This window comes from Tundrisphaera lichenicola, from assembly GCF_051175385.1.
Taxonomy (GTDB): Bacteria; Planctomycetota; Planctomycetia; order Isosphaerales; family Isosphaeraceae; genus Tundrisphaera; species Tundrisphaera lichenicola.
This window is the reverse complement of record NZ_CP195106.1, coordinates 4,113,631-4,134,994: the sequence shown is the minus strand read 5'-3', so window position 1 is coordinate 4,134,994 and position 21,364 is coordinate 4,113,631. Positions and strand designations below refer to the sequence as shown.

The window sequence follows — 21,364 nt, the reverse complement described above, 5'->3', positions numbered from 1 at the left end:
GGGTCATGGTGGCCGACTACTACGAGATGCTGGGGGCCGATCCGGGGGCCGATCGGGCCACCCTGGAGAAAGCGCTCGCCCGTCGCCAGCCGCTCTGGTCGTCGGGGACCCGGAACCCGAAGACCAAGCATACCTATCAGTCGTATCTCGACCAGATCCCCGAGATCCGCCGGGCCTTGCTGAGCGAGCCCTCGGCCCGCGCCGCCTACGATGCCGAGCGGGCCGAGGCACGGCGAGCCGAGCGGGACCAGAAGCTCGACGAGTTGCAACGCCTGGTCCGGCTCCGCGCCGCCAAGGGTGGCCTGACGGTGACCGATCGGTCGCTCCTTCGCGATCAGGCCGGGCGGCTCGGGCTGACCTCCGACGATCTCGACCGGCTGATCGAGCCGATCCCGCCCCGCCCCGAGACCCCCTCCGAGCCCGAGGATAACGAACCTTCGCCCGACATCCTGGACGCCGTCACCCGGAAGCAGATCCGCTCGGCCCTGGAACATCTCCGTCGTCGAGACCTTTACGACGCCCTGGAAGTCACCCGCGACGCCCCGGCCGCCGAGGTCACCGCCAGGGCCGACGCCGAGCGCCGACGCTGGATGCAGAAGACCCAGGTCACGGCCGAGAAGACCGCCTGGCTCGAAGCGGTCTCGCACGCCCAGTCGCACCTCGGCTCGCCCCAGGCTCGCGCCCGGTACGATCGGACCCTCGCCGCCGAGGCCGAGGAGCGATTCGGCGAGTCCGTCTCCTTCGCCGTGAAAGGGCTCCCGAAGCTCGACTACGGGACCAGGGCCGCCCTGATCGACGACGCGACCGCCCGAGGGATCGCGCCCGACCGGGCCGACCTGCTGATCACCCGGGGCTGCCGGGCCCTGGGCGTGGTCCGCGACGGGGCTCCCGCGCTGATCCTGAACTCGATCGACCCTCCTCGCTACCTTCGATGCCGGGCCTGCTCGGGCGTGACCGACTTCGCCGACGTTTCGGGGCCGTCCGACCGTCCCGAGTGCCGCCATTGTCGGGCCTCACTCCAGTGGGGCTGCCCCTCATGCCGGCGGGTCCACTGGGTCGACCAGCCCCGGTGCGGCTGCGGCTTCCCGCTCGAACATCGAGAGCCTTTGATCCGGCACTTCGAGGCCGCCCAGCAGGCCCACCGGGCTCGCGAATACGAACGGGCGCTCGACCACCTCGGCCGGGTCCGGCAGTATGCGCCGAATCACGCCGGGGCACGGAAGGGGGTCGAGACCATCCGCCGGATGATCCTGGAGGCCGACGAGGCGAGGATCGCCTGCGAATCGGCCCGAGCTCGCCGCCATCTGGTTGCGGCCCGCGCGGCGATCCTGGCCTGGGGGCGGCTGGTCCGGCCCGATGCCCCGGAATTCCTGGCCGCCCGCGACGAGGTGGCCCGGGGGCTCCGGATGGCCCAGGCCCTGGCCGCCCGCGCCCGAGGCCTTGAAGCCGACGATCCGACGGAAGCGCGGACCCTCTTCGAGAAGGCCCTGGCCATCGCCGCCGATCTCGACGACGCCCGCGAGGGACTCCGACGATCCCCGCCCGCACCCCCCTCGGGCCTGACCGCCGAGGTCCTCGTCGACCGGGTCCGGCTCCGATGGACCCCGCCCCCCGCCGACGGCCTGGGCCCGGTCCGATTCCGGGTGATCCGCAAGCGAGGAGGATGCCCCTCCCAGCTCAACGACGGGGCGATGGTGATCGAGACGGCGGAGGCGGAGGCCGAGGACCAAGGCGTCGGGGCGGGCGAGTCGGCGGGATACGCGGTCTTCGCGATCCGGGGCGAAGTGGCCTCCCGGCTCGGCGCCTCGGGCGGGCCGATCGACTTCCTGCCGGGCGTGGCCGGGCTTCGGACCGAAACCCGAAGCGGCGAGGTCACCCTGAACTGGACCCTCCCCGAGGGGGCCTCGGGCGTCCGGGTCGTCCGGAATCCGTCACGACGGCCGATCGATCATCGGGACGGTCAGTCGGTCGAGGCCCACCCGGGAGGCCTGATCGATCGCGGTTTGACCGACGACCGGACGTACCATTACGGCATATTCGCCGTTTACGCCACCAGGAACGAAACAGGGCGTCTCTCCCGAGGTGTATTCGCCTCCGCCTTCCCATGTTCGTCGTCCGAGCCAATCCCGACGCCAACTTTGACGCCGACCCCTTCCGGGAGACTCCTGATTTCCTGGCCGCCTCCGAGCCGGGGATCGGTCCGGGTGATCCGCACGGCTCGTCCCCTGTCGATCGCGGCCGGGGATCGGCTCCCGTCCGACTCGCTGGCCTCCTGGGAAGGAGACTGGCTCGAATCGACCTCCTCCGACCACTCCGAGGACCCGTCGCCACCACCGATCGGCGTCTGTTATTACACGCCGGTCCTGACCTGGAACGGCGAGGCGACGGTCGGGCACCCCGCGCGTTTCTCCCGCGTGGCCGACCCGTCGGATCTCCGGGCGGTCCGGGCCGGCGGAGCGGGACGGGTCCACCTCCGGTGGCGATGGAGCCCGCAGGGGACCGAGACCCGGGTCCTGGCCCGGTCGGGATCGCCGCCGACCGGCCCCGACGACCCCGAGGCCCTCGGATCGGCGGTCTCGGACGAGGAATACAGCCGGATGGGCTACTTCGCCCTGACCCTCCCGACGAGCATCCCCGGCCCCTGGCACCTGGCGGTCTTCAGCGTGGCCCGGGTCCAGGGGGAAGCGGTGGTCTCGCCCGGCCTCGACCCCTCGGCCCGGACGATCGTGCCCGGCCCCAATCCCGAGGTCACGGTCTCGTACGTCCTCCGGCGACCGAGCTTCCCCGGTCGATCCTGGTCGGTGAGCTTCCGGACCGAGCCGGCCGGGTCCGCGATCCCCCCGACCGCGCTGGTGGCCCACCCCCGGACCGTCCCGCTCTCGGCCGACGATGGCCAGACGCTGGCCCGGTTCCCCGCGACCCGCGACGGCGAGACGTTCCCGATCCCCAACGTTGGCGACCTCGTCCGCCAGAGGGCCCGGATCTTCGCCGACCCGAGGGCCGACCCCGACGGACTCCCGCCGATCCGGCTCAGGCACCCCGAAGGGGTCGCGACTCGAGTCTGAACGGGATAGGGGGGGAGGTCGATCCCGATCGGAGGCCGTCAGCGATGAGGGCCGGGCCGATTCATCTCTTCCCACCCCGCCTCGGACCGAGAAGGGATGTGATCGTTCCGACGATCCTCCTCGGACATCTCGCGGAGGGTACGCCCGCAGGAACGCCCCGCCAGGAGGGTCAGGGCCGTGATCTGGACCAGATTGATCGCGTACAGGACCAACCACCCGAGATAGAGCATGATCTGGCCGGCGTTATTGCCTCGGCGGTGGAGGGGCCAGATCGGTGTGGTCCAGTCGGTCGCGAAGTAGAAGTACATGAACCAGACCATCGCCCCGGTGGTCGCCAGCGATCGGGCCGACTTGCCGAAGTCGAGGGCGTGGGGCACCCCCAGATGCGCGGCCATGTCGGCGGCCAGGCTGGCGATCAGGGCAAACTGCGACCAGCCCAGGGCCGTCCCCAGCGACATCCGGAACCACTCGTGACCGAACGGGGCCTCGGTCAGGCCCAGCATGGCGGCGTTGTCGATCGACCACTGGACCAGGTCGACCAGGCACATCATCAGGAGGAGACCCGACCGCCTCTGCCAGTTCTGGTCCGGCCATCGGCCCCAGAGCAATGCGACGCCGATCAGCGAACACCAGACGATCGCCGCTTCCTCGACCAGGTCCAGGAGCGGGACCCCCATCAGGCGACCCAGCCCCACCCCACCCCGACCCGAGAACAGCAGGATCAGGTGGCCGAGGATGCTCAGGCTGGCGAGAACCAGAGCCAGGCCGAGGATCGAGAAGCCCAGATAGAGCCGGCGGAGCCTCCGGCGAAGCAGGACACGCTCCTCGACCGGGTCGACCCAATCGCCGGCCAGATGGTCGGGGAATTCGGGGGGCGACGTGGTGTGGAAATCCATAAGCGATTCGACTCGGTCCGGGAGATCCGACTCGGGCGACACGGGCGTGGCGATTCATTATAATCAAGAGGGCCGGCGTCGCCAACGAACAACGCCAACGTCCCCGCGAGGCCCTCGACCATGACCCGCCTGGCGGAACCGGCCTGGCTGGCCCTGACGCTCCTGATCCTCATCCCCTGGCTCCGGAGCCGCTGGCGACCCCGGCTGGCCTGGCCCACGCTCTCGGGATTCGAGGGAGTCCGGTCGCGGTCCCCCCGGATCCTCGGGGCGATCCCGGGACTGGCTCGCGCCCTGGCGATCGCCTGCCTGGCCGTGGCGATGGCCCGGCCCCAGGAGCCCGGCGGTCAGATCCGGGTCGCCGGTCGAGGCGTCGCGATCATGGCCGTGCTCGACCGGAGCCCCAGCATGTCCGAGGCCGACTTCCCCTCCGAGGAAGGCCCGATCTCCCGGCTGGAGGCCGCCAAGAAGACCCTCGCCCGGTTCATCCAGGCCCGCGCCGACGACCTGGTCGGGGTCGTCCAGTTCGCCAATCACCCGGACATCCTGGCCACGCCGAGGCTCGACCAGGGGTTCCTCCTGGACGCGACCCGCTCGATCCGACCGGCTGGGGTGGGGGACGTCGGGACCAGCCTGGGCGACGCGGTGATCGAAGGGCTGGGGGCGCTCCGAGGGGCTTCCACCCGACGCAAGGTCCTGATCCTCCTGACCGACGGCCGGGACGAGCCCGCGGTCCCCCGGCCGACCCCGCCGATCATCGCCGCCGAGCTGGCCCGAGACCTGGGCGTGACACTCCACGCGATCGCCGTGGGTCGGCCGGTCGAGGATCCCGAGAAGCCCGAACCCGCCCCGGAAGGGCCCGACCTGGCCCTCCTCCGGTCGATGGCCGAGGTCGGGGGCGGTCGCCTCTTCGAGGCCGCCGACGCCGAGTCCCTGGGTCGGGTCTTCGAGGAAATCGACACCCTGGAGCGGAGCCCGGTCGTCGGGACGATCCGGACCATCTACCGGGAACGATTCGCCCCGTGGGCCTCGGCCGGGCTGGGCCTCCTGGCCTTCGACCTCATCCTGAGCCGGGGCCGGCTCCGGAGGCTCCCATGAGCTGGCAAGGCCCCTGGTTCTGGATCGACCTCGGACACCCGGGCCGGCTCTGGCTCCTGGTCGGGCTCCTCCCCCTGGTCCTCTGGTCGATCCGGGGCGGCCGGAGGAGGCTCCGCGATTGGGCAGCCCTCGGGCAATCGGGCAAGCCGACCCGCGACGGGGCGACGTTCTGGCTCGCAGCGATGGGACTCCTCATCCTGGCCCTGGCCCAGCCCCGATGGGGGCGGGTGGCCGGCTCGGAACAGCCCGAGGGGCACGACGTGGTCCTCTGCGTCGACGTGAGCCGGAGCATGGCCGCCGAGGATGCCGTGCCCGACCGCCTGCGCGTGGCGATCGAGTCGGGCCTGGGCCTGCTCCGGGCCCTCGATGCCGAGCCCGGACACCGGGCCTCGGTGATCGCCTTCGCCGGCCGGGCGGCGGTCCGTTGCCCGTTGACCTCGGACCTGGACGCCGCCGCCGAATCCCTCCGGGCCCTCCGACCGGGCGAGGTCCAGCCCGGCGGGACTGACCTCGGGACGGCCCTCGAAGCGGCGGCCGGGACCTTCGACGAGGAGGACCATGCCGAGGGCCGGACCATCGTGATCCTCTCCGACGGCGAGGACCATCCAGGCTCCTGGCCCAGGGCCCTGGCCCGACTGGCAGACTCCGGGATCATCGTCCATGCCGTCGCGGTCGGCGACCCCGATCAGGGCCACCCGGTCCCGGCAAATCCCGCGAGCCCGGCCCGGGCCAACGCCCCACCACCCCCCGAGACCCGCCGGACCGATGAGCACCTCCGGGCGATCGCCCGGGAGACCGGCGGGGCCTTCGTGCCGATCGGGCTGGTCCCGGTCGACCTCGGCAAGCTCTATCGCGAGCGGATCGCGCCGATGGCCCGTCGGAAACGGGACGAGATTCGCCCGCCCGAACGGGTCGAACGGTTTCCGATCTTCCTCCTGGCGGCGCTCGGGATCGGCCTGGCCGGGTCCTGGCCGGTCCGGGCCCGCAAGCGATGGGATCGGCTCCCGCTCATCGCCGTCTCGATCGCGGCGATGAGCCTGGGGGCTGGACCGGGGTCGAGCACTCCCGGAGGACTCATCGAGAGTGGGCGGACCGCATTCAAGAACGGCAAGTTCGAGGAAGCCCTCGGGTCCTTCGTTCGGGCCATCGACCTCAGGCCCGGCGCGGCCATCCCTCGATACGACGCGGCGGCCGCCCTCTTCCAGCTCCGACGCTATCGCGAGGCGATCGTCCGCTATGAAGAAGCCCGCGAGCGAGGCGACGGAGGGCTGGCGACCAAGATCGACTACGCCCTGGGCAACGCCTACCTGGCCCTCGGCGAGGTCCCCGAGGCCCTGGCCCATTACGATGCCTGCATCGACTCGAAATGGCCCGGGCTCCCCTTCGACGCCGTCCGTCGCGACGCGGCGGAGAACCGGGCCTTCGCGGTGGCCCAGTCGCCACCGCCCCCCGAGGATGCTGGCGGAGAGTCCCGGGACGAAAGCAAGCGAGGCCGACCCAGCCCCCCCCAGGGTGGAGGGCCCGACTCGCCCGACGATCCCGACACCTCCCCCGGTCCGAACCCGCCCGCCCAGCAATCAGGGGGAACTTCGACGCCTTCCAAAACCGGGAGTCAGCCCGGCGAGGAAGGGGAGGACCGACCGAGCAGCCGGTCCCCCGAAGATCGACTCGACGACGCGCTCCGGGACATCCGCGATGCCCGCGACCGAGGGCCGACCGAGGACACCCCTCGCTCGTCGGATCGTCCGACGAAGGATTGGTGATCGCCAACGCCGACGCGAGTCCCGGGATCAGGATCAACACTTTCCCGATGATGTTACGGGTCGGGAATGCCTGGGGTGGCAGGGGTCTGCGGTACTCCGCAACCCCGGTCTTCGAGACGGGATGCATCCGGAGATCCGGGGTTGCGGAGTACCGCAGACCCCTGCCAACCATCCGCTTCATCCGGGATTATTCAGCCCGATCGACCCGGATGAAGCGGATCGGCCGGGCTTCCTCGGTGAAGGTGAGACCCGTCTGCTCGGTGAGGTGCTTCAGGACCAGATCACGCTCCTCGGGGCCGATCTCTTTCTTGAGCCGGAAGTCGGTGATGTGCCAGTCGAGTCGTCCTTCGGGCGGGGCATCGACCAAATTGACGACCCGGACGCCGAGGAACATCCCCAGGTCCGAGAACAGATCAGCCAGGGTGGCACCTCCCCTGGCCATGTCGGTCCGGAAGCGTTTGGGGTCCGAGAAATCACCCATCTCGCGACCGTAGACCTCGATCTGGTCGCCATTGGATCTCAACCCTTCGCTCAACGGCTTGAGATCGGGGACTGGCTTGTATCGGTAACGTCCCCGCGCCACCACGACCCCCCGGACTTCCTCCTGAATCGAGAGCCGGACTGGCAGGGCGAAGTCGCGCCGGAGGATCGTCTCGAACTGGGGGAGGAGCTTCGCGGTCGGCGCGCCGTCGCGGACCAGGAAATCCGCGATCAAAGGGGCTTCCAGCAATTGCGGATCCCCTTCGATTCCCTGTTCCCGAAGATCCAGGGTTGGAAGGATCGCATCGAGAAACTTGTCGGGCTTGCTCTCGCTCGCTCTCAGAATCCACTGGAAGGAGGAGCGAATCGTGATCGTCCCCGTCGTGGCACTTGACTGCTGCAGGGTCCCATCCCGCCACCGGAAGAGGAGGGCCAGGGGGATCTCCTTCTCCACCGGGTCAAACCCCATGCCGATCGTCTCCCACTTGCCCCGATAATGCTGATTCCTGGCCTCGATCGCGGGACCTCTCAGAAGCTTCAGGTCTTCGCCGTCGGCCAGGATGTAGGCCTTCTCGAAATCATCCTTAGGTTTCTCCGCCGGCTCGACTGGTGCCGGGGGCGGGGCGACGGCCTGACCTCCCTCCTGGCCCGGCTCGCCCCGGGTCATCCGGGACCAGGCCCCTCCCGAGATCAGGCCGACCATCAGGCCCGCCGCGACGATCAGCTTCAGCTTGGCCATGAGCATGCCTTTCAGTTCCAGTCGAGCCCAACGAACCCCGGCAGACGAGACATTCCCGGCCGCCGCCCAGCCTGCTTTTCCCGAGATCCCGAACGCCATCCGGCTCGTCGAGGCCGCCCACGCGGGAGGAACGGCCGCCCTGGTTGCCGTCGCCCACGACGCCCCGACCAAGACCGAGGCCGGGGCCACCCCTCGCCGGATCAAGCGTTCCTTGAGCCGTTCTCGACCCCGATAGAGTCGAGTCTGGAGCGTCCGAGGGGGGCACCCCAGCTGACCGGCGGCCTGATCGTGGGTCAGGCCGGTCAGGTCGCAGAGGATGATCGGCTCCCGATAGCGAGCCGGGAGCCGGGCCAGTTCCTCGTGGACCTCGGGCCAGGCCCGGTCCTGGACCTCGTCGACGGGATCGTTGGTCGAGGCTTCGGCCTTCCTCCGCTCGTGCTGGCGACGCCGGATCGAGTCGCGGAGGGCCCTCGAAGCGACCCGGCGGGCCGTCCCGTGGAGCCAGTTCGGCAGGGCCTCGGGCTTCCGGATCGAACCGGCCCGGCGGGCGAGGAGGAAGAAGGTCGCCTGGGCGGCGTCCTGCGCCTCGTGGGCATCCCCCAGGACGTCCCGACAGACCCGGAGGACCATCCGAGCATGCCGGTCGACCAGCGCCTCGAAGGCCGACTCCGCCAGGGCATCCCGCCGCCGGAATCGGCTCAGAAGCTCCCCGTCTCCCAGCGCCCCGACCGCACCGGCCGTGAAGAGGATCTGAAGTTGATGGGCGACCTGGCCTCGGATCTTCAATGTCGACACTCCCCCGGATCAGGGCTTACCGAGGGAGTAGTCTCCGGCCGGGTCGTGTCCTCCCTCAATAAAATTCCGGAATCTCGGTGAGCGGCCGGGGAACCCACAATCCGATTAACCCGTCAGCGAGCGATCAGGCCGAGGGTCCGATGGATCTCGGTCCCGCCGGGGCCGGTGGCGGAGGTCATCAGGGCTGCCCGGAACAGCCCGGCCAGGCTGAGGAGCTGGTCGAGATCGCCGTCGACCGCCTCGACGGGCCGACTGGACCGGGTCGCGAGATGAGAGGCGATCGGGCCTCGGTACTTCCGGACCTCGTCCCCCAGCCGGGCCATGTCGACGAGGGCGAAGGTCTTCGCCTCGGGGAAATATTTCGATCGGAGGTCCGAGAGCAGCGCCGAAGGCGGACCGTGTTCGAACCGGGCGACGGCCTCGGGGATGTTGCCCAACGTCAGACGACCCGATTCGACCCGGTAACTGAGCCGCGACTTGAGGTCGTCGACCAGCTCCGTGACCCGGATGCCTTCGAGGGTCCGGGTCACAACCCTCGGGTGCTCGGCCTCACGCTTGTCGTCGAGCGCGACGAGGGCCAGGATGGTCCGCAGGGCGTTGTCCAGGGGACTGGAGAGTTCGGGCGAGTCGGGCGGATCCGACCAGCCGACCGAGACGATCATCGGAAATTTCGCCCCCGGTTCGAGGGCGAAGGTGGTCTCGGGGCCGAGCCGGGGGAGCACCTCGGCGACGGGGTCGCGTCCCATCAGGAGGCCCCGGAGGGCGATCGTCAGGTTATCCAGCCGGAACCGGTCGGCTTCCGGGATCAGCCCCGAGAGTCCCTCATAGAGGGCTGCGTAATCGACCTGGATCGAGGCGACCGCCAGGGCGGTCCCGGAGATCGGGGCCGGAGAGCGAGCCTCGTCCGGCGGACCGCCCAGCCATCGGCGGAGCCAGGGGTCGAGCCGCGCGGGCTCGATCGCCTCGTGAGTGTGCAGGATCGGGCCGTCGAGCCATCGGAGCGCAGCCCCCGCGTAGTCGATCGCCCCGACATATCGGGCGATCATGGCCGCGACCCGCTCCTCCCCCTTGTCGGAGGATCGGGACGCCTCGGAGAAGGCCCGGTCGAGCAGTCGAGGGTTCACGAACAGGCTGGCGATCGAATGCTCCGGGAGTCCTCGACGGACCCGGGCGAAGGCCGGGTTGTCGCCCAGCCCCTTGCCCCCGGAGAGCTTCCGGTTGATCACCCCCCGGATCATCTCCTCGGAGTTCGACCAGGCGAAGACCCCGCCTTCGAGGAGGACGTAGTATTCGGCCAGGCGGCCCGGATCGCGATATTTCCGCGCCGAGTACGAGACCGGGCCATGCGTCCGAGGCTCGACCCCGGCGAGGTCGCCTCCCCGGATCTGGACATCGTTCAGGGATTTCATCAGCGGGCCGACCCGAGTTGGATCCCGGGGGATCGCCAGCAGGAGGCCGCGGGCCAGCTCGGGCTTGTCGTCGGGGCCGGGGCGATACGAGAAGACGACGGCGTCGCCCGCGAGATCATCCCGGATCATCGCCATCGAGACCCCGACGGCCTCCTCCAGCTCCCGGGCCGAGTTCTTGAGCTTGCGGCTCTCCTCGGAGTCGAGCCAGGACCGGACCCCCGGGAGATTCCGGAGCCCGACCATCAGGGGAGATTCGCCGATCTCTCGGGAATGGTCGCGGAGATCCTCGACCGCCAGGGTGATCCCCGAGTCGGGCGGGACCAGCCGGAGGAGGGGGTCGGCCGGCCCGTCCCCGAGGGCCTCGGGAGCGGTCGAGAACGCCCCGATCAGGGTCATCGTGATCAGCAATGGCCGCATGCGAGACGCCCTCGAAAGTTGGATCGCGCTCAGCCCGGGACCCGGGGACGACCCGGTCCGGTCGGTGATTCGGGGGAGGGGTCGGGATCCGGCCCGGGGCGGAACTTCCGGGCTTCGGCCGATCGACCTCGACGTTCGAGGAACTCGGCGTAATCCCCGGCCGCCTCGGCCCGGGAGGCTTTCTCGGGCGGACCCAGGCGATCCCAGATCCGGATCGCGCGGAGGAATCGGGCCTCGGCCGAATCGGAGTTCCCCTCGATCTCGTCGATCCGGGCCAGGGGGCCCAGGATCAGGGCGACCGAACGATCCTCGGGGCCTCGGGACGACTCCAGTACGCCCAGGGCCCGTTCGAAGAGGGGCCGGGCCAGGTTGAACTTCCGCTGTTCGTGATAAGTCCGGGCGAGATTGGCCAGGGCATCGCCGGTCTGAGGGCTCGATGGGCCTCGGGTCCGCTCGGTGAGGCGGAGGGCCTCCAGGAAATGGGCCTCGGCCTCGGAGTATCGCCGCTCCCGGGCCAGCAGGAGACCCAGCATGAACTGGCTCCGGGCCAGCTCCGACTCGCTGGGCTGGGTGGCCTCCTCCTGCAATTTGATGGCGCGGACCAGGAGCGGTTTGGCCTCGGAGGGACGTTCGGCATCGGAGTAGAGAGCCGCCACCTGGTTGAGGCTTTGCATCACCGCGAACGATCCGGGCGTGAACAGGGTCTCGCGAGTCGAGAGGGCCCACTTCGCCAGGGGTAAAGCCTCTTCGTATCGCCCTTGCAGCTGGAGCGTCCAGGCATAGTCGGAGTAGGCCCGGGCCAGGAGCTTGTAGTCGACCGGATTGAGCTTCCGGACCGCCTTGATGGCCGCGAGGAATTCGTGCTCGGCCGTGTCGAAAAATCCCTTGCCGATCGCCCGCCAGCCCGCATTCTCGAAGGCGAGGTAATCGAGCATCGCGTCGAGATTCGGGGACTGGGCGACGGTCCTCGGCAGGGGCGGATTGCGGGCCGGCTCCGGGCGGAGGACCTGGCCATGCAGGAGCGAAGGAGCCGAGAGGATCAGGAAGAGGGCAATCGTCCGGGGTCGGCTCATGGTCGGCGGGCCTTGCTTCTCGTCCTTCCGGCATTATTCCTGACCCATGTTCATCGTAAGCCCCGGGCCTGTCGACGAGAAGGCATCGGTCCGATTCAGAGCCGATCCGGGGCAGGGGGGGGCCCCAGGAGAAATCCGAAAGCATGACGGGCCGAGCCCGAGATCGGCCGGACGCTCGCCTGGAGTCGCTCGCCCACCGAGAGGAGCGCCGAGGCCGGAACCGGGGGAAATCCTCCGGGGACCGACCGGCTCTTCGATTCGTCCTGGGGTGCCTCCAGGTCGCTCAGGACCTCGCGACCGATCCTCGCCGCCGGCGCCGAGGCCTCCCGGGCCAGTTCGATCGAGGCCGAGGTGGCATCGGCCAGGGCCGAATCGAACGGGCGATGCCGCTCGGTGGCGACGATGGAGATCGGCGGATCGACCGGTCCTGGGCCACTGGTCCCCATCCATCGGACGATCCCGAACACCGCCGCCGCGGCCGCCAGCGAGGCCCAGGCCGACCGGGTCAAAATCCTGGAGGGACGGGCCGGGCGGGTGGAAGAGGACCGGGCCGCCTCCATTCGTTGGAGAAGTCGGGCGGTCGACTCGGCCGAGGGGATCGGAGCCGGCCCGATCGATCCGACGGCATGGCGGAGGACCTGATAGCGGGTCGAGATCGATCGGCAGCCGGCACAGCTCGCCGCGTGGCCTTCGAGCTCGCGCTCCAGGTCCGACGGCCCGACTTGTCGGGCGTCCAGGAGTTCATTCCAGAGTCGGTCGAAATCGACGCAAGTCATGACCACTCCCAGTCGCTCAGGATTCGCAGTGGACACCCCGACGGATCAGGTCTTCGGCCAGTTCGGCACGGGCCCGATGCAGCCAGGTCTTGACGGTCCCGACGGGCCGGCCCATCACCAGGGCGATTTCTTCGTAAGGTAAACCTTGCTCGTGGAACAACGTGAAGACCAGTCGATAATCGGTCCTGAGGTGGCCGAGGGCTCGTTCGAGCTCCCCGGCGAGGTCATCGGGGTCGGCCAGGCCGGGCCGGGGGTCGGCGGAATCTTCGACCGACTCCCCCAGGCTTGGCCTCCGGGCCCGGCGGCCCAGGGCGGTCCGGCAGCGATTGGCCGCGATCCCGAGTAGCCAGGGCCGGAGCGGACGGGCCGCGTCGAATCCCGCGATCGCGCCGAGGGCCCGGAGGAATGTCTCCTGGGAGACATCCTCGGCATCCTGGCGGTGACGCATCATCCGAAAGCAGAGGCCGAAGACGGCCCCGTGGAATCGGCCGAGCAGCAGACCAGGAGCCTGCGGATCGCCGGAACGGAGCCCCTCGACCAGGGCGCGGTCATCCATCGGGTCGGGCCTTCGCCGGACGAGCGGGACTCCGACGAACGGTCGGTCGTCTCGGGATACCTCCGACGGGAGGATCTCGTTTCAAGATTCGCTCCGGACCCCTCGATTATTTCGGGAAACATCCCCCGGGTAAATCACACAATCGGCGGAAGACCGGCGCGATCGGGATTCCCGACACTCCTCCTCGACCGCGCCTTCCTTCAGCTTCGAGGGAAGCGGGAGGTCATCCGGGGGGCGAAGAAGGCCGGGACCCTCGATGAAGAGGGGCCCGGCCGTCGTCGATCGTCGAATCCGAAGGACCCGGCCGTTCCTTCAATCGAGCCCGGCCGAGAACTCGGTGAGTTCCTCGGCGGTCGACTCGTGGAAGGACCGGCCGCTCCTCCGGAGTCCCTCGCCCATGCTCAAGGCGATCTCGTGAAGCTCGGGCGAGTCGATCCGCCAGGCGATCTCGGCCAGCTCGTCGGGGGTCACGTCGGCGAGCCCCTGTCCGAGCCGTTCCAATTCGGATTCGAGCCTAAGCATCGTCTCGAGCATCTCGGCGTGGGTCTCGGCCGACCCGCCCACCAGGATGCACTCGTCCCCGGTGCTCAGCCTCTGGAGGTTGTCGCTGGAATCGAGGCCGAATCCGATGATCGTGGCTCGGAGCCTTCGGGGACCGGCGTCGGGAAGTGTCATGGAGGGAAGGCCCTTTCGCTCTGGAGGCTCGATGAGAGGGCGAACGGCCGGGGTCCTCGTCCCCACATCGGCCCGTCCGGCCACGCGACTTCTTATCGGCTCACCAGCCCCGGAGGGACAACGACCCGTCGCGGATTCGACGGGTCGGAGTCGGACCTTGCGGCATGTTGCTTACGACCCGCCCAGGCATTCCTTCGCGGTGGCCCGCGCCACCCGGTAGGCCGCCCTCATGGTAATGGCTCGACCTTCGATCTGTTCCTCGCTGAAAAGCCGGCCCTCGCTCGGGGGGAGTCCAGCCAGGGCGACCGTCAGCGGGAGCAGGTCCAGAAATTGGCGATATTTCTGCTGGAGGTCGGCGGCCGGCGTCGATTCGGTGCTCACGGTCGGTCTCCTGCACTCGATAGGCCGGAGGTTCGGCGCAACGGCTCGAATCCCCGGATCGTTCGAATCGACCCGGTCCCGTCGCGGTCCCGACCTCCCTCTCGTCCGAGCCTATCGGAGCGGACGCCCTCTCGGCAAGCGGCAACGCCCCGCCGAGGGCCGGGTTGTCCCGCGCGTTCCATCGTCACAACCAACCCGGGCGATCGGCGCAAAGTCTCTCGCTCCGGCCGAATCGGAGTCGGCTGGCTTTGACGGGCCCGCGACATCGGGGTATGATGGCAGCAAGATCGATTGGTCGAAATTTGACGGCCCGATCCATGTCTTTCAGGCTCTCACACTACCAGGAGGTTTGTTTGATTCAACGCGCGGTGGAGGAATCCCCACCCGGATTCCAATCGATGGGCCTGAGCCGAGCGATGCTCGAAGCCCTCAGAAGAGTCAAGTACACGGCCCCGTCGCCGATCCAGGCCGCCCTGATCCCCGAGGCCCTCGAAGGCCGGGACGTGATCGGCCAGGCCAAGACCGGCACCGGCAAGACGGCCGCCTTCGGCATCCCGCTGATCGAGATGCTCGAAGCCCGAGGCCGGGGCCCCCAGGCCATCATCCTCGCCCCGACCCGCGAGCTGGTCCAGCAGATCGTCGTCGAGATGCAGAAGCTGGCCCACGGCCAGGACGTCGCCATCTGCGGGATCTACGGCGGCGAGCCGATCGAGAAGCAACTCCGGGCCCTGGAGCGAGGCGTCGACATCATCGTCGGCACGCCGGGCCGCGTCCTCGACCATATCGAGCGGCGGACCCTCTACCTGGGCGACATCTTCCACGTCGTCCTCGACGAGGCCGACCGGATGCTCGACATCGGCTTCCGCCCCGACATCGAGCGGATCCTCCGCAAGGTGCCCGACCCGCATCAGACCCTGCTGCTCTCGGCCACCATCAGCGAGGACATCCGGGCCCTGGCCCGACGCTACATGTTCGACGCGGTCGAGATGAACCTCTCGAAGGACGAACCGTCGGTCGAGTCGATCAAGCAATACTACGTGACCGTCGAGCATGACCGGAAGTTCGATCTCCTGGTCCACCTGCTCGATCGCGACAAGCCGCGCCAGGCCATCGTCTTCACCCGGACCAAGCGGGGGGCCGACAAGCTGGCCGACCGGCTCCGGGGTCGAGTCGCGGGCGTCGCCACCATCCACGGCGACCTCACCCAATCGGTCCGCAACCGCGTCATGCAGGGCTTCCGGAACGGGTCGATCCCGGTCCTGGTCGCCACCGATGTCGTCGGCCGCGGGATCGACGTCAACGATATCAGCCACGTCATCAACTTCGACGTGCCCGACGACCCCGAGAACTACGTCCACCGGATCGGCCGGACCGGCCGGATGGGCAAGGACGGGATCGCCTACATGTTCGTCTGTCCGGATCAGGGCGAACCCCTGACTCAGATCGAATTGCTGATCAACAAGTCGATCCCCACGCTCCCGCTCGACGATTTCGTGGCCTACCGACGCGAGCAAAAACGCGAATCGGCCTACCGCGAACTCTACAGCACGGCCCGTTCCCGATCGACCTCCTCGTTCGCCCGCAGCTAGTCCGACTCCCGATGGCTTCCGCCGGATCCCTTCGACGCGGCCCGCTCGACATCCCCGGCCGCGTCCCGCCGAAAGCCCCTCCGTCTGCGATCATGGAAAGCGGGAGGCAGTTCCCGACCGCCCGAATCAAGCCTTAGCGGTCCCGGCTGCCTCCCTCGGTCCATCCTCCCGATCGCCCACGGGCTCCTGGCTCAACTCCCCGAGCATCATCAAGAGCGCCCGACCCCGTTCCGTCATCCCGTCGACCGGCTGTTCACGATTCCCGAATCGAGCCCCATCCGCATCCTCGACCAGCCGACGGGCGACCTCGGCCAGTTCGCGATCGCGCGTGAGCCGTTCGACCTCGGCCCTCGTTTCGAGCGGCGTCAGCGCCCCGGGAGGGCGGCCTCCCACTTTCTCGAAGAACGCGGCCAGCGCTTCCACGACTCGCCGGGCCGGCTCGGGCCCCTCCCGGCCATCGGAGAGTTCCCGGGCTAATCCCCGGGCGATCCCCCTCGGGTCGGGCCGCCCCTTCGACCGGGCCTGCTTCCGGAGCCTCCAGAACTGGGCGGCCAGCGCGACGGTCGCGATCCCGAGCCCCATGCCCACGAATCGCCAGCCGCGCCGCTTCTCCTCCTCGACCAGATCGACTCCGAAATCCACCCGGTTCGGGTCGAATGCCGGGGGCGGCTCGACCTCGATCGAGGCCCCCGAGGCGACCCGGGTCGCATACCGGCGAGTCTCCGGGTCGAACGCCGACAATCTCAAGGCGGGCAGGACCCACCGACCGGCCTTCTGCGGGCGAATTCGATAACGAAAAGTCCGGGTCGCCGGCTCGGTCCCCTCGACCTGCCCCGAGAGCGGATCGACCCGGAGATCGGGCAGGGTGGACTTCCAGCCGGTCAGGTCGGGAGTCCGATCACTCCCCCAGGCGGCCGGGCCGGTGATCGAGACCCGGTATTCCAACGATTGTCCGAGAGAAATCCTGGCCGGCTCGACCTCCGCCTTCAGCTCGAACGGACCGACTCCCCCCAGGAATACGTCCGAGCGTCCCGAGGCGGGCACATTCTCGATCACCAGTCGGGTCGATCGGGAAGCCCCGGACTGATCGCCCGAGGTGGCCCGGAACGGCGGAAGCACCAGCGGCCCCGGCCGATGGACCACGACCAGGAACCGGCCGGAAGGAAGTGGGTGGATCTCGGCTTCGGCCTCGTTCAACCGGGGAGGGACCACCTCAGAGGAGTCTCCCGGAGGGGCCACCGAAACCTCGACCTCGATCGCCTGTCCGACGTAAAGTTTTCCAGCGGAGAGAATTCGAGCAGAGACCTTCAGCGGCTCGGCCGCCCGACCCATCGTCGAGAGATTCGCCAGCATCCCCAGGATCCAGACCGAACTCGCCAACCAGCGGGCACCCACTCGCCAGGCCGGGTTGGCTTCGTTCCGACTCCGGATTGGCTTCGTTCCGACTCCGGATTGGCTTCGTTCCGACTCCGGATTGGCTTCGTTCCGACTCCGGAAATGGCTTCGTTCCGACTCCGGAAATGGCTTCGTTCCGACTCCGGAAATGGCTTCGTTCTGCATGGGCCGCCGAGAGTGGGTTCGTTCGGATCCGGGACCACGACGCGGCGGAGCGGTGCCCCTTCGCCATCGTCCATCCCTCATTATCGCGGATTCCCGCCGGAATTATCGTACCCCAGGGGTCTCACCAGGATCTCCCGAGGTGGCCCGGAATTATCCGGCTTCTCCCCCTTGAGGGAAGAGGGTGTCGCATGGGACCGAGACTCCCCAAGGTTGGATTCGTTTCAACCCCGAAATCCTTCGTCGATTCACCCGACGATTGACCGGAGGCGACCTGGCTTCGATAATAATAGGACAACCGTCGTCGATGTCATCCGGCGTTTTGTCCCCGTCGTTCGATCCCGGAGCTATGAACCGTTGGGATTGCTCGGTCGCGCCCGATCGATGATGCAGTCATGGTCGGGCCCGCCGCCCGTCCCCGAGCAGAGCTACAGCGTGGCCTGCCCCGAGGGCCACCGTCTCCGCGGGATGCGGACCGAAGGGTATCAAGCCCTCCGATGCCCGACCTGCGGGGAAGGGATCTTCGTGCTCCCTCGGAGCCCGCTCCCCGAGCCGATCCCCCCGGCCACGACCGCTCGACCCTCGTCGGCCGCGATCGTGGATGCGTATCCGGAAGATGAGCCGTTGAGGTTGACCGACCCGTCCCCGATGACGACATCCACGGTCGACCTCGTCGAGGAGGTTGAGCCCGAGGTCGAGATCGATTGGGTCGACGAGGGTCCGGTCCAGGCTCATCCCCCCTCGAACGAACCATCGAAGGCCGATGAGCCGAGCGCCCGGCCGGTCCCGCCTTCGCGATCCGCCCGGCCCAGGCCCGCGCAATCGAAGCCTCGGACCGCCCCGATCCCCCCCAAGCCCGCCCCTCCTGTGGTCGCGAGACTTCCGCGATCGAGCCCGAAGGAATGGGCCTGGCGGAACCGGAACGCGCTGCTGGTCGCGGGGGTGATCCTGCTGGTCGTCGGAGCGATCGGGATTCGCCTTCGCCGCCAACGGCTGGAAGAACTCCCTCGGATCGCCGAGATCGGCCGGACCGAGGGGCTCCGCAAGCTCGACGAAGGGGAGTTCCACGCCGCCAAGAAACTCCTGGCCGACGCCGCGAGCGCCGTGGATGGACTGGGCGGTCGATATGAAGGAGCCGAGTCGATCCGGCAGGGGGCTCGCGAGGCGGCCATCTTCACCGACCTCGTCCCCGAGACCCTGGACCGCCTCCTCGAAGAAGCGGCCACCTACCGGGACGTCGACGCATGGCCCTCCCATTTCGCCGGGATGTATCGAGGGCGTTCGATCATCCTCGACGCCCCCATTGTTGGAGTTCCCGACCCCTCGAAGCCCGACTCGACCTATCAGATCGAGTGCCGGATTTATTTCGGGAGGGGGACCCGGCCCGAGGGCAAGGCCCGGATCGACCTTTCCGGTTTCCAGCTGTTCGAGGAGACCCAGCCCAAGCTCGGCGACCAGTTGCCCTTCGGGGCCCGGCTCGCCTCGCTCGCCCTCGACCCGGCCACCAACGAATGGGCCTTCACCTTCGAGCCCGACAGCGGGGTCTACATCACCCACCCCAGGGCGCTCGAGGCGATCGGCTGGCCCTCGTTCGACCCTTCCGAGGAGCCTCCGTTGTGAATCGGCCCCTCCTCCTCGCCCTGATGGTTTTGGCCGGCCTGCCCCGGCCGGTCCTGGCCGACCCGACCGAGTTCGTCGAGCCCTCCGACCTGATCCGCCGCTCCGACCTCGTGGGCCGCGAGGTCGTGGTCGACGACCGGATTCGCTACTTCCTCGAATCGAAGCGGGGCCAGGGCTTCGACGAACTCCTCCTGAAGCGGACCGAGGTCCCGTTGCGTCTCCCCGACCGGCTCAAGTTCTCGAGATCCCCCACCGAGCCCAACGCGAGGGTCCGGGGGATCCTCCGATCCGAGGACGGACGGCTAGTCCTCGAAGTCTCCTCGATCGAGTTGCTCCCCGGCGACCTGGAACGACTCGACAAGGAGATTGCCAAACTCCGCATCGATGACTTCACAGCGAAGCGAAAATGGGCACTCTGGGCCGAGCGCAGGGGCCACGAGCTGAACGATCCCAAGCTGGAGGCCCGGGGGGTTGCCCTGGAAGGCGAGGCGCTCTGGAGCGAGGCCGAACGCCCGGACTCCGACAACCTGGCCCTGGCCACCCGAGCCGCCTCTCGCCCGATCGCCAGTTCTGTCCGCAACGCCCTGGCTCATCGAGGGTTCCGTGACCGCCTCTCCCGGGCTTCCACGCCCGCCGAACTGGACGCCCTGGCCCGTCAGATCGAGGCGACCTTGCCGGACTCGGTCGACCCGAAAGCTTCTCAAGGCTCCGATTCAACCTGGACCGCAGCCTACGTCAAGGATCCCGCCAATGCCTATCGGGGCGCCCCCGAGGCGGCCCGTCGGGCTCTCGATCGGCGGCTCCTGGCCGATACCATCGAGCGGTCCTTGCAAACACAAGTCAATGCAAAACCAGGCGATGCGGCGGAACTGGCCCAGCAGGCGGCTACCCGGCTCCCCGATCGACCGAACGTCGCCGACCAGCTCCGCCAGCGAGGGCTGGGCGAGGCCGAGTCCCGGGTGGCGTCGCTCCGGCAATCCGAGGTCGAGGAACTGGCCCGTTCGTTCCGCGAGCAAGGGCAAGAGGACCGGGCTCGGCGTCTCCTCCAGGCCTGGCTGGACGATCGGCGGACAAATCGCCTGAGCGCGACAGATGCCGAGGGGCGGGTCCTCCTGGCCGGGAGCTTCGAGAAGCTGACCGGGGACAAGGCGGGGGCCGCCGATCTGCTCCGGGAAGCCCTGAAAATCGACCCGGAATCCCGAACGGCGGTCGAGGCTTTTTTGAGGATGGGCTATCGGAAAGGGGAGGGGGGCTGGTTCGACCCCAATGCGTCGAAGCCCGCGTCCGAGTCCGTCGCCGAGGCCCGGGACGAATCCGCCGGCTCGCTCCGGGGGCTCACGAGGGCGCAGGTCCGGTCCCGACTCGGCGGGAAGCCCGATCATGTCGTCCGGTCGGCCACCCAGGGCCGATGCGTCGAGCAGTGGATTTACAAGAACGTCCAGGGGTCGCAGATTATCAACTTCATCTTCGACCCTGGAACACCCGATCCCCGGGCCTCATCGAACTACTCCACTCCGAAATAATTCTGCCTCTTGCACTTACCGCAATTCCTACCCATCGCGCAGATTCTCCCGCCTCGCACTTCTCGAAATAATCCGCACGATTCCGAAAACAATTGTGTCCGGGCGGCGTACTATGCTTGTTCTGACGGGAAAAAAGTCGTCCCCTTGCCTGTGGCGCATAATGTGCTTGGTTCGGGAGGTCTGAGATCCCGGCGAAATCCTCCCCTCGGAGGTGAACTCGAACCGGGCCGCATGGAATGGTGATTTTCCTGATCGACCATTTATTCGGCTGGATATGCGGTCTTCATCGGACGATCAGGATTGACTGGTTTCGATTCCCGTTGCGGCTCATCGGTCCCTCCGCTCCACCGACGCCCGGCCGCGAAGCACACCTGGAGGTGTAAATTGGTCCGCAAAGATGCCATGCTCCGACTCCACTCGCGACTGGTGGCCCGACGTGATGCCCTCCGTAAGGCCCTTAACGGCGACCTCGACGCCTATCGCGAATATGCTGCAATGAACGTCGTCGGCGATAGCGTCGACGCCGCGGTCGATACGGCCAATGATGAAATCAGCTCGCAGATCGTCGAGATCGAGAGCCGAGAACTCGGCCAGATCGAACACGCCCTTCAGAGGATCGTCGACGGGGTCTATGGCCGTTGCGAGTTCTGCGGCGAGAAGATCGCCGAGGCCCGGCTGAACGCCCTGCCTTACACCAGCTCGTGCATCGATTGTCAGCGAGAGAACGAGCGGCAAGGCCAGGCGTTCGGGCGAACCGCCGAAGATCAGCGTTGGGCCAAGATTTACGACAAGCCCATCGACGGAGACGGCGAGGCCGACATCAAGCTCAGCGACTTCGAGATGGACCTCAGCGAATCCGGCCGCTGAAGCAAAAGTAACTCGACCAGAGCGGTTCGCCGCCGTAGGGTGGCGTCGAGCGGGGCGAGGCCCACCATGCTCTCATGGGTGGGTTTCG

General features: G+C 68.4%; 16 protein-coding genes. 7 read left to right on the top strand and 9 right to left on the bottom strand.

Annotation, left to right across the window (positions count from 1 at the left end; all coding sequences use genetic code 11):
* Positions 1-5 precede the first annotated feature (5 nt).
* Positions 6-3,065 (top strand): hypothetical protein, encoded by a 3,060-nt coding sequence (locus tag P12x_RS16450; RefSeq protein WP_435005409.1) that lies wholly within the window; start codon positions 6-8, stop codon positions 3,063-3,065.
* A 38-nt stretch (positions 3,066-3,103) separates the two neighbouring features.
* Here the strand turns inward: P12x_RS16450 and P12x_RS16445 are convergent, their stop codons facing one another.
* On the bottom strand, positions 3,104-3,961 hold the full coding sequence (locus P12x_RS16445; RefSeq protein ID WP_435005407.1) for a hypothetical protein: 858 nt from the start codon (positions 3,959-3,961) through the stop codon (positions 3,104-3,106).
* Positions 3,962-4,081: 120 nt separating this feature from the next.
* Here P12x_RS16445 and P12x_RS16440 point away from each other — a divergent pair, with 120 nt between their 5' ends.
* Both P12x_RS16440 and P12x_RS16435 read left to right on the top strand, forming a co-directional pair.
* Positions 4,082-5,056, top strand: a complete 975-nt coding sequence (locus P12x_RS16440; RefSeq protein WP_435005406.1) for a vWA domain-containing protein — start codon at positions 4,082-4,084, stop codon at positions 5,054-5,056.
* A complete protein-coding gene (locus P12x_RS16435) occupies positions 5,053-6,819 on the top strand; it encodes a VWA domain-containing protein (protein ID WP_435005404.1) in 1,767 nt (588 codons plus the stop codon). Before P12x_RS16440 ends, P12x_RS16435 begins: the two co-directional genes overlap by 4 nt.
* Positions 6,820-7,006: 187 nt before the next feature.
* Here P12x_RS16435 and P12x_RS16430 read toward each other — a convergent pair whose 3' ends face one another.
* The 7 genes from P12x_RS16430 to P12x_RS16400 form a co-directional block, all read right to left on the bottom strand.
* On the bottom strand, positions 7,007-8,824 hold the full coding sequence (locus tag P12x_RS16430; protein WP_435005403.1) for an RNA polymerase sigma factor: 1,818 nt from the start codon (positions 8,822-8,824) through the stop codon (positions 7,007-7,009).
* Positions 8,825-8,946: 122 nt separating this feature from the next.
* The gene (locus P12x_RS16425; RefSeq protein ID WP_435005402.1) at positions 8,947-10,659 is read right to left on the bottom strand and encodes a hypothetical protein; all 1,713 of its coding nucleotides are present in this window, start codon (positions 10,657-10,659) and stop codon (positions 8,947-8,949) included.
* Between the two features lie 29 nt (positions 10,660-10,688).
* Positions 10,689-11,732 carry a tetratricopeptide repeat protein gene (locus P12x_RS16420; protein WP_435005401.1) on the bottom strand — a complete coding sequence of 348 codons (1,044 nt, stop codon included), beginning with the start codon at positions 11,730-11,732 and terminating at the stop codon, positions 10,689-10,691.
* 95 nt (positions 11,733-11,827) lie between these two features.
* Entirely contained in the window at positions 11,828-12,508 is a 681-nt protein-coding gene (locus tag P12x_RS16415) for a hypothetical protein (RefSeq protein WP_435005399.1), read from the bottom strand.
* Between the two features lie 16 nt (positions 12,509-12,524).
* Positions 12,525-13,064, bottom strand: a complete 540-nt coding sequence (locus P12x_RS16410; RefSeq protein WP_435005398.1) for an RNA polymerase sigma factor — start codon at positions 13,062-13,064, stop codon at positions 12,525-12,527.
* 312 nt (positions 13,065-13,376) lie between these two features.
* The gene (locus P12x_RS16405; RefSeq protein ID WP_435005397.1) at positions 13,377-13,739 is read right to left on the bottom strand and encodes a hypothetical protein; all 363 of its coding nucleotides are present in this window, start codon (positions 13,737-13,739) and stop codon (positions 13,377-13,379) included.
* A gap of 171 nt (positions 13,740-13,910) precedes the next feature.
* Positions 13,911-14,120 carry a hypothetical protein gene (locus P12x_RS16400; protein WP_435005396.1) on the bottom strand — a complete coding sequence of 70 codons (210 nt, stop codon included), beginning with the start codon at positions 14,118-14,120 and terminating at the stop codon, positions 13,911-13,913.
* A gap of 398 nt (positions 14,121-14,518) precedes the next feature.
* Here P12x_RS16400 and P12x_RS16395 point away from each other — a divergent pair, with 398 nt between their 5' ends.
* Positions 14,519-15,709, top strand: coding sequence for a DEAD/DEAH box helicase (locus tag P12x_RS16395; protein WP_435005395.1), 1,191 nt, complete (start codon positions 14,519-14,521; stop codon positions 15,707-15,709).
* A 126-nt stretch (positions 15,710-15,835) separates the two neighbouring features.
* Here P12x_RS16395 and P12x_RS16390 read toward each other — a convergent pair whose 3' ends face one another.
* Positions 15,836-17,089 (bottom strand): hypothetical protein, encoded by a 1,254-nt coding sequence (locus P12x_RS16390; RefSeq protein ID WP_435005394.1) that lies wholly within the window; start codon positions 17,087-17,089, stop codon positions 15,836-15,838.
* Between the two features lie 534 nt (positions 17,090-17,623).
* Between P12x_RS16390 and P12x_RS16385 the strand changes: the two genes are divergently transcribed.
* From P12x_RS16385 to P12x_RS16375, 3 genes are all read left to right on the top strand, one after another.
* A complete protein-coding gene (locus P12x_RS16385) occupies positions 17,624-18,886 on the top strand; it encodes a hypothetical protein (RefSeq protein ID WP_435005393.1) in 1,263 nt (420 codons plus the stop codon).
* Positions 18,883-20,409 carry a tetratricopeptide repeat protein gene (locus P12x_RS16380; protein WP_435005392.1) on the top strand — a complete coding sequence of 509 codons (1,527 nt, stop codon included), beginning with the start codon at positions 18,883-18,885 and terminating at the stop codon, positions 20,407-20,409. The genes P12x_RS16385 and P12x_RS16380 overlap by 4 nt, the downstream gene beginning before the upstream one ends.
* Before the next feature lie 384 nt (positions 20,410-20,793).
* Positions 20,794-21,276: a TraR/DksA family transcriptional regulator gene (locus P12x_RS16375; protein WP_435005390.1), complete on the top strand. Its 483-nt coding sequence runs from the start codon at positions 20,794-20,796 to the stop codon at positions 21,274-21,276.
* The last annotated feature ends 88 nt before the right edge of the window (positions 21,277-21,364 follow it).